Source organism: Arthrobacter sp. Y3223166, from assembly GCF_059090935.1.
The window spans coordinates 1-6,806 of the sequence record NZ_JBNHGE010000067.1 but is presented as its reverse complement, the minus strand read 5'-3'; the positions used below and the strand labels follow the sequence as shown (position 1 = coordinate 6,806).

The window sequence follows — 6,806 nt, the reverse complement described above, 5'->3', positions numbered from 1 at the left end:
GCCCGGCACCGACGGCTCCGCGCCGGAAAAGAAGTGGTACTCCACCGCCGCCGACGGCCTGCGCCGCGGCGGCGCCGGTGACGAAGCGTCCGGCGGTCCCGCCGCGGGCCCGGCCCGGAAAATGGACTGGAAGCCGCTGGTCATCATCGGCGCGGTCGTCATTGTGGCGATCGTGATTATCGCCATGATCGTGTCCAGCCTGACCGGCGGCTCCCCTGCCGGCGGGGCGGCCAGTCCGGCGTCGACGCAGACCGCCGCAGAGACGCCCAACGGGGACGGCGTCGTCGCGGAGAACGTCTCGCCGTTCGATTTCCAGCAGGGCCAGTGCTTCACCGACTTCGAGGCCGTCATGCGTGAAGCAACCGTCGTCACCTGCGACACGCCGCATGAGGCGCAACTGGTGGGCACCTTCTCCTACGGGGACGACGAGGAGTTCCCGGGCGCCGACGAACTGAACATCAAGGCCCAGGAGGTCTGCACGGCCGTCGCCCTCAACGACTCCGCGGCCGACCAGCCGGATCTCAAGGACTCCTACGGCATGCCTTCCAAGGAGACGTGGGCGCAGGGCGATCGCCGGATCGACTGCTTCAAGATCGCCGAGGAGGGCCAGGAGATCACCGGGTCGCTGGTCGACCTGTAACCCGGCACGGAACAGTCCGGCGGTCCCCGCCGGGCCGCTCAGGTCAACCGCCGCGGACCGCCCCCACCTTCGACTGCACGATCAGCCCGCCGGCCCCGCCGTCGACGTCGATCTCCGGCACATCCACCAGTACGGTGTCGCCGTCGCTGATCGCGCCCGCGAGCAGGCCGCGGGCCAGCTTGTCGCCGATCTCGCGCTGGACCAGCCGACGCAGCGGCCGGGCCCCGTAGGCGGGATCGAAGCCGGTCAGGGCCAGCCACTCGCGGGCGGCGTCCGTGACCTCGAGGGTCAGCCGGCGTTCGGCCAGCCGCGCAGCCAGCGCCGCCACCTGCAGATCCACGATCCGGGAGAGCTCTTCGATGCTCAGCGGGTCGAAGATGATCACGTCGTCCAGCCGGTTGAGGAACTCCGGCTTGAAGCTGGCGTTCACCACGTTCAGGACCCCTTCGCGCTTCGTGTCTGCGTCCATGGTCTGGTCCACGAGGAACTGCGAGCCGAGGTTGGAGGTCAGCACCAGGATCACGTTGCGGAAGTCCACGGTGCGGCCCTGCCCGTCGGTGAGGCGTCCGTCGTCGAGCACCTGCAGGAGGATGTCGAAGGCCTCGGGATGGGCCTTCTCCACCTCGTCCAGCAGCACGACGGAGTAGGGCCGGCGGCGGACGGCCTCGGTCAGCTGGCCGCCTTCTTCGTAGCCCACGTACCCCGGAGGGGCGCCGACCAGACGCGACACGGAGTGCTTTTCCGAGTACTCGCTCATGTCGATCCGGACCATGGCCCGTTCGTCGTCGAACAGGAAGTCCGCCAGCGCCTTGGCCAGCTCGGTCTTGCCGACGCCGGTGGGACCCAGGAAGAGGAACGAGCCGGTGGGCCGGTCCGGGTCGCTGATGCCCGCCCGGGCGCGCCGTACCGCGTCCGAAACCGAGGCAACCGCCTTGGACTGGCCGATCAGCCGTGAGCCGATGTGCTCCTCCATCTGCAGCAGCTTCTGGCTTTCGCCCTGCAGCATGCGGCCGGCCGGGATGCCGGTCCACGCGGAGATGACCTCGGCGATGTCGTCGGCGGTCACCTCCTCGGAGACCATCTGGTCCCGCCCGGCGCCGCCCTGTTCCTCGGCCGCCTGCGCCTGGGCCAGCTCCTTTTCCAGCGTCGGGATTTCCCCGTACAGGATCCGGGAGGCCTCGGCCAGGTCGCCCTCGCGCTGGGACTTGTCGGCCTGCGAGCGCAGCTCGTCCAGCTTGGCCTTCAGGTCGCCCACGCGGTTCAGCCCGGCCTTCTCCGCCTCCCACCGGGTGTTCAGGGCCGCCAGCTGCTCCTTCTTGTCTGCCATGTCGGCACGCAGCGCCTCCAGCCGTTCCCGCGAGGCCGCGTCAGTTTCTTTGGCCAGCGCCAGTTCTTCCATTGTGAGCCGGTCGACGGCGCGGCGCAGCTGGTCGATCTCCTCGGGGGCAGAATCGATCTCCATCCGCAGCCGGGAGGCGGCCTCGTCCACCAGGTCGATGGCCTTGTCCGGCAGTTGCCGGCCGGAGATGTAGCGGTTGGACAGCGTCGCGGCGGCCACCAGGGCGGAGTCCCCGATCGATACCTTGTGGTGCGCCTCGTAGCGCTCCTTGAGTCCGCGCAGGATGCCGATGGTGTCCTCGACGCTCGGCTCCCCCACGTAGACCTGCTGGAAGCGCCGCTCCAGCGCCGGATCCTTCTCGATGTTCTCGCGGTACTCGTCCAGGGTGGTGGCGCCGATCAGCCGCAGCTCGCCGCGGGCCAGCATCGGCTTGAGCATGTTGCCGGCGTCCATCGAGCCTTCGGAGGCCCCCGCGCCGACGACGGTATGCAACTCGTCGATGAAGGTGACGATCTGCCCGTCCGAGCTCTTGATCTCTTCCAGCACGGCCTTCAGCCGTTCCTCGAACTCGCCCCGGTACTTGGCGCCGGCCACCATGGCCGCGAGGTCCAGCGACATCAGCGTCTTGCCGCGCAGCGATTCAGGCACGTCGCCGGCCACCATCCGCTGGGCCAGGCCCTCCACCACGGCGGTCTTGCCGACCCCGGGTTCGCCGATCAGCACGGGATTGTTCTTGGTGCGGCGCGAGAGCACCTGGACCACGCGGCGGATTTCCGCATCCCGGCCGATCACCGGATCCAGCTTCCCGGCGCGGGCGATGGCGGTCAGGTCGGTGCCGAACTTCTCCAGCGCCTGGAACGTGTTCTCCGGATCGGCGGTGGTGACCTTCCGGTCTCCGCGCAGGCCGGGCAGGGCGGCGAGAAGTGCCTCATGGGAGGCACCGGCGTCGCGCAGGATCTTCCCGACGGCGGCGTTGTCCGCCGCGAGGCCCAGCAGCAGAAATTCCGTGGACACGTAGGTGTCCCCCCACTTTTCCGACTCCTGCCGGGCGATCTGGACCGCTTGGAGCAGGCCCCGGGAGTACTGCGCCTGCGCCACGGAGGATCCCGACGACGACGGCAGAGCCTTGATCGCGGTGCTCGCCTGAACACTCACCGAGTCCGGATCGGCCCCGGCGGACTTCAGCACGGCTACGGCCACGCCGTCGCGCTGGTCCATCAGGGCCTTGAGCAGGTGGGCCGGCTCGATCTGCGGATTGCCCGCCGTCGAGGCGTTCATCGCCGCGGCCGACAGCGCTTCCTGGCTCTTGGTGGTGAATTTAGCGTCCAACGCATCTCTCCGTTCGCTCCGGAATGGATCTGGCCAGCCCCGTTAGTGCCGGCCCTGAAACTAAGTTGAGTGTAGTCCACTCAACTTTGAATGTAAAGTTATCCACAGGCTGCGGAGCGCGGATCACCGCCCCCGGAGCTCTGCTCCCCCGCCACCGAAGCCTCCTTGCCCGCCTCCATCTTGTCGCCCCGGCGCCCCTGCCCGGAAGGGCGTCCGGCGAATAGGCTGTAGCGGGGACGTGCAGGAGGCGGACGGAGGTGGCCCTGACGGAAACCATGTTGGAAACTGCCCGGCTGCTGCTGAACCAGCCGACGCCGGAGGACATCAGTGCCATGTTCCGGATCCTCTCCGACCGGCGCACCACGCGGTTCAATCCTTCCGACGCGCTCATCTGGAACGAGGAAGCCGAGGGCCTGTTCCAGCGCTGGGAAAGGCAGTGGGAGGACCACGGCGTGGGCTACTTCGCCGTCCGCCTGCCCGGCCGCGAAGACGCCATCGGCTTTGCCGGCGTCAAGCACGTGGCGCTGTCCGGCCGCCCGGTGCTGAATCTCTACTACCGTTTCGACCCCGCCGTGTGGCACCGCGGTTACGGGCGCGAGGCGGTGGCCGCCGTCGTCGCCCATGTCAACGAGTTTTTGGAACTGCCGCCGATCCTGGCGCTGGTCCATCCGGCCAACACCGCGTCCCGGCGCATCGTCACGTCGCTGGGGTTCGAACGGAACGAGGCCGCGGCGGTCAGCGGCCCGGACGGCTACCAGGACGCCTATGTGCTGAACTGGGACCGGCAGCTATAACATCCGGTCAAGGAGTCCCAGTGGAGATCATTCGCGCAGCCGCGCTCAAGGAACAGCGGTGGCGGAACGGCGGCGGCGTCACCAGGGAACTGGCGGCCGGTGACCTCGGCACGGACGGGCTCCCCGGTTGGCGGTTAAGCCTGGCGGACATCAGCTCGGACGGCAGCTTCTCCGAATATCCGGGCGTGGACCGAATATTCACCGTTGTGGACGGTGACGTCGCCTTCCTGACCGTGGACGGCAGCCAGCACCGGATGGAACGCTACCGCCCGTTCCGGTTCGACGGCGGGAGCAGCGCGGACTGCAGCCTGCCCACCGGGCCGTGCCGCGCGCTGAACGTCATGACCCGCCGCGGGGCCTGGGGCGCCGGCCTGCTGATCGTCGAGCTCTCGAAGAAACAGCCGCTGCGGCTGTCGGACGGGCAGTACCTGGTGCTGCTGCAGGGCCAGGCACAGGCGACGGCTGGCGACACCGCCCAGCCGCTGCATCCCTACGACGCCGTGGTCGGCTCGGTCGCGGCCGAGGTCAGCGGCCGCGGGTTCGCGGCACTGGTGTCGGTCTATCCCGCCGGGGACTGAGGCGGCCGGGCCCTGAGGGCGGCCGGGCTTTGAGGGCGGCCGGGCCTCCGGAGCCGGCTCCTTATTGCGCCGGTTCCCTACTGCGCGGCGGCGTCCTCGACCTTGACCGCGGAGACCTCGAACTCCAGCATCACGCGGTCCGACACGAGCATGCCGCCCGAGTCCAGGGCCGTGTTCCATTTGACCCCGAACTCCTGCCGGTCAATGCGCCGGGAGCCCTCAAAGCCCGCCCGGAGCTGCCCGCCCGGGTCCCGCTCCACGCCGATGAAGTCGATCGGAACCGCAACCTGCTTGGTGATGCCGCGGATGGTCAGGTCGCCGTTCACAATGAAGTTTGCGCTTTCCACCTGATCGATGCGGGTGCTGACGAACGTAATCTCCGGATAGTTCGGCGCATCGAAGAAGTCGTTCGTGCGCAGATGCTCGTCGCGTTGCGGGCTGCGGGTATCAATGCTGGCGACCTTGATCGTGACCTTGACGGACGAGTTGGCCGGGTTGTCCACGTCGGCCTGGATGATGCCTTCCACGTCGTTGAACGCGCCCCGGACTTTGGTCACCATGGCATGGCGGGTGGAAAATCCGATCCGGGTATGGGCCGGGTCGAACCGCCACTCCCCGGACAGATCAGGAGATAGTTCGGACATGGCAGCGCTCCTCCTCTGGCACAGGCACTGCCTTCCCCAAAGCCAGATGGATGCGCCCGGCCGTCTCCTTCAGCCGCATGCGGCTCGTGTGGTAATTCCAACACATAATGGGACGCAGTGCACCACCTGGGCGCCTGAATTCCGGGGCCGCCCCGGCGACCCGCAGCGGCATCCGACCGGCGGAATCCGCGCCCTATCCCAGCCTGTCAGCGGTCAATAGACTGATGCCATGACCACCGCGAACGAGATGCCTTCATCGACGACACAGCTGCCTGTGGCCGATTGCTGGAAATTGTTCCGCAGCGCTGACTTCGGCCGGCTCGGAGTCGTCGTCGATTCCCACCCGGAGATCTTTCCGGTCAATTACGTCGTGGATCACGGCAGCATCGTGTTCCGCTCCGCCCCGGGAACCAAGCTCGACGCCGCCCTCGCCGGCGAAGTGGTTTTGGAGGTGGACGGCTTCGATCCGGCCACCGGCGTCGCCTGGAGCGCCGTCGCGCGCGGCAGCGCCCAGCGGATGAGCAGCATTGAGGACGTCCTGGAATCGGCAATGCTGCCGCTGTTCCCCTGGCAGTCGGGCGAAAAGAACCATTTCGTCCGCATCGTTCCCACGGTGGTCACCGGACGGCGTTTTGTGGTGCCGGCATCGGCCCGCCGCACGCCGGGGCTCAGCGACAGCCGCCGGCTGCAGATCGAGTAGCCGCCCGCATGGCCGGCCGGCCGCACCGACGGGTCAGCGCCAGGTAACGGGTCCCGGCTGATAGCCGGGAATGTAGCCCGGGAACGCCCGGTCGGTGGGCACGATCTGTTTGCCCAGCGGCGTCAGGGACACCGGAATCATCTTGAGGTTGGCGATCGCCAGCGGGATGCCGATGATGGTGATCGCCTGCGCCACCGCCGTCAGCACATGCCCGATCGCGATCCAGATGCCGGCGACCAGCAGCCAAATGATGTTTCCCAGCGTGGACATAAAGTAGGTGCGCCCGCCGCGGTCCACCACCATGCGGCCGAACGGCCACAGCGCGTAGCCCGCGATGCGGAACGACGCAATGCCGAACGGGATCGTCACGATCAGCAGGCAGCAGACGATGCCGGCCAGGAAGTAGCCCAGCGCCAGCCAGATGCCGCCGAACAGGAGCCAGATGACGTTCAGGAGTGCCTTCATCCCACCATTCTGGCCACGGACGCGCTCGGCCGCCATACGGGACGTCCCTGAGTGTCCCCCGATCTGCCGTTGGGGCGCGGGTCGTCGGTGGAGCATCGCAGCGCGGCCCCCGGCACGACGAAACTTCCCTGTCGAAAATTAAAGGCCGCAGGGCGGCCCCTTCCGTACGGAGGGGCCGCCCTGCGGCCTTCGGCTCTGCGCCCGGCCTAGCTGGTCCGGCGCTTTTCCTGCGAAGCCGGCGCCGTGGCGCGGCGCGGGCCGCGGCGGGCCGGACGCTCGGAAGCCGGAGTCTCCGACCGGAAGACCGGGCGGGTGCC

The 6,806-nt window shown here is 68.3% G+C and carries 7 protein-coding genes; 4 read left to right on the top strand and 3 right to left on the bottom strand.

What is annotated here, in order from left to right; all coding sequences use genetic code 11:
• Positions 1-640 (top strand): septum formation family protein (locus AC5RUH_RS16245; RefSeq protein ID WP_494129106.1); only part of this gene is annotated, 640 nt, incomplete at its 5' end.
• Positions 641-683: 43 nt separating this feature from the next.
• Here AC5RUH_RS16245 and clpB read toward each other — a convergent pair.
• A complete protein-coding gene (clpB, locus tag AC5RUH_RS16240) occupies positions 684-3,308 on the bottom strand; it encodes an ATP-dependent chaperone ClpB (protein ID WP_494129105.1) in 2,625 nt (874 codons plus the stop codon).
• A gap of 257 nt (positions 3,309-3,565) precedes the next feature.
• On the opposite strand from clpB, the gene AC5RUH_RS16235 reads away from it, so the two are divergent.
• Together AC5RUH_RS16235 and AC5RUH_RS16230 are read left to right on the top strand one after the other, a co-directional pair.
• A complete protein-coding gene (locus AC5RUH_RS16235; RefSeq protein ID WP_494012872.1) occupies positions 3,566-4,102 on the top strand; it encodes a GNAT family N-acetyltransferase in 537 nt (178 codons plus the stop codon).
• Between the two features lie 20 nt (positions 4,103-4,122).
• Positions 4,123-4,680 (top strand): HutD/Ves family protein, encoded by a 558-nt coding sequence (locus tag AC5RUH_RS16230; RefSeq protein WP_494129104.1) that lies wholly within the window; start codon positions 4,123-4,125, stop codon positions 4,678-4,680.
• 77 nt (positions 4,681-4,757) lie between these two features.
• Here the strand turns inward: AC5RUH_RS16230 and AC5RUH_RS16225 are convergent, their stop codons facing one another.
• Complete coding sequence (locus AC5RUH_RS16225) at positions 4,758-5,324, bottom strand: YceI family protein (protein WP_494000684.1); 567 nt, start codon at positions 5,322-5,324, stop codon at positions 4,758-4,760.
• 229 nt (positions 5,325-5,553) lie between these two features.
• Here AC5RUH_RS16225 and AC5RUH_RS16220 point away from each other — a divergent pair, with 229 nt between their 5' ends.
• Complete coding sequence (locus tag AC5RUH_RS16220; protein WP_494129103.1) at positions 5,554-6,024, top strand: pyridoxamine 5'-phosphate oxidase family protein; 471 nt, start codon at positions 5,554-5,556, stop codon at positions 6,022-6,024.
• 33 nt (positions 6,025-6,057) lie between these two features.
• Here the strand turns inward: AC5RUH_RS16220 and AC5RUH_RS16215 are convergent, their stop codons facing one another.
• Complete coding sequence (locus AC5RUH_RS16215; protein WP_494000686.1) at positions 6,058-6,489, bottom strand: YccF domain-containing protein; 432 nt, start codon at positions 6,487-6,489, stop codon at positions 6,058-6,060.
• Positions 6,490-6,806: the final 317 nt, after the last annotated feature.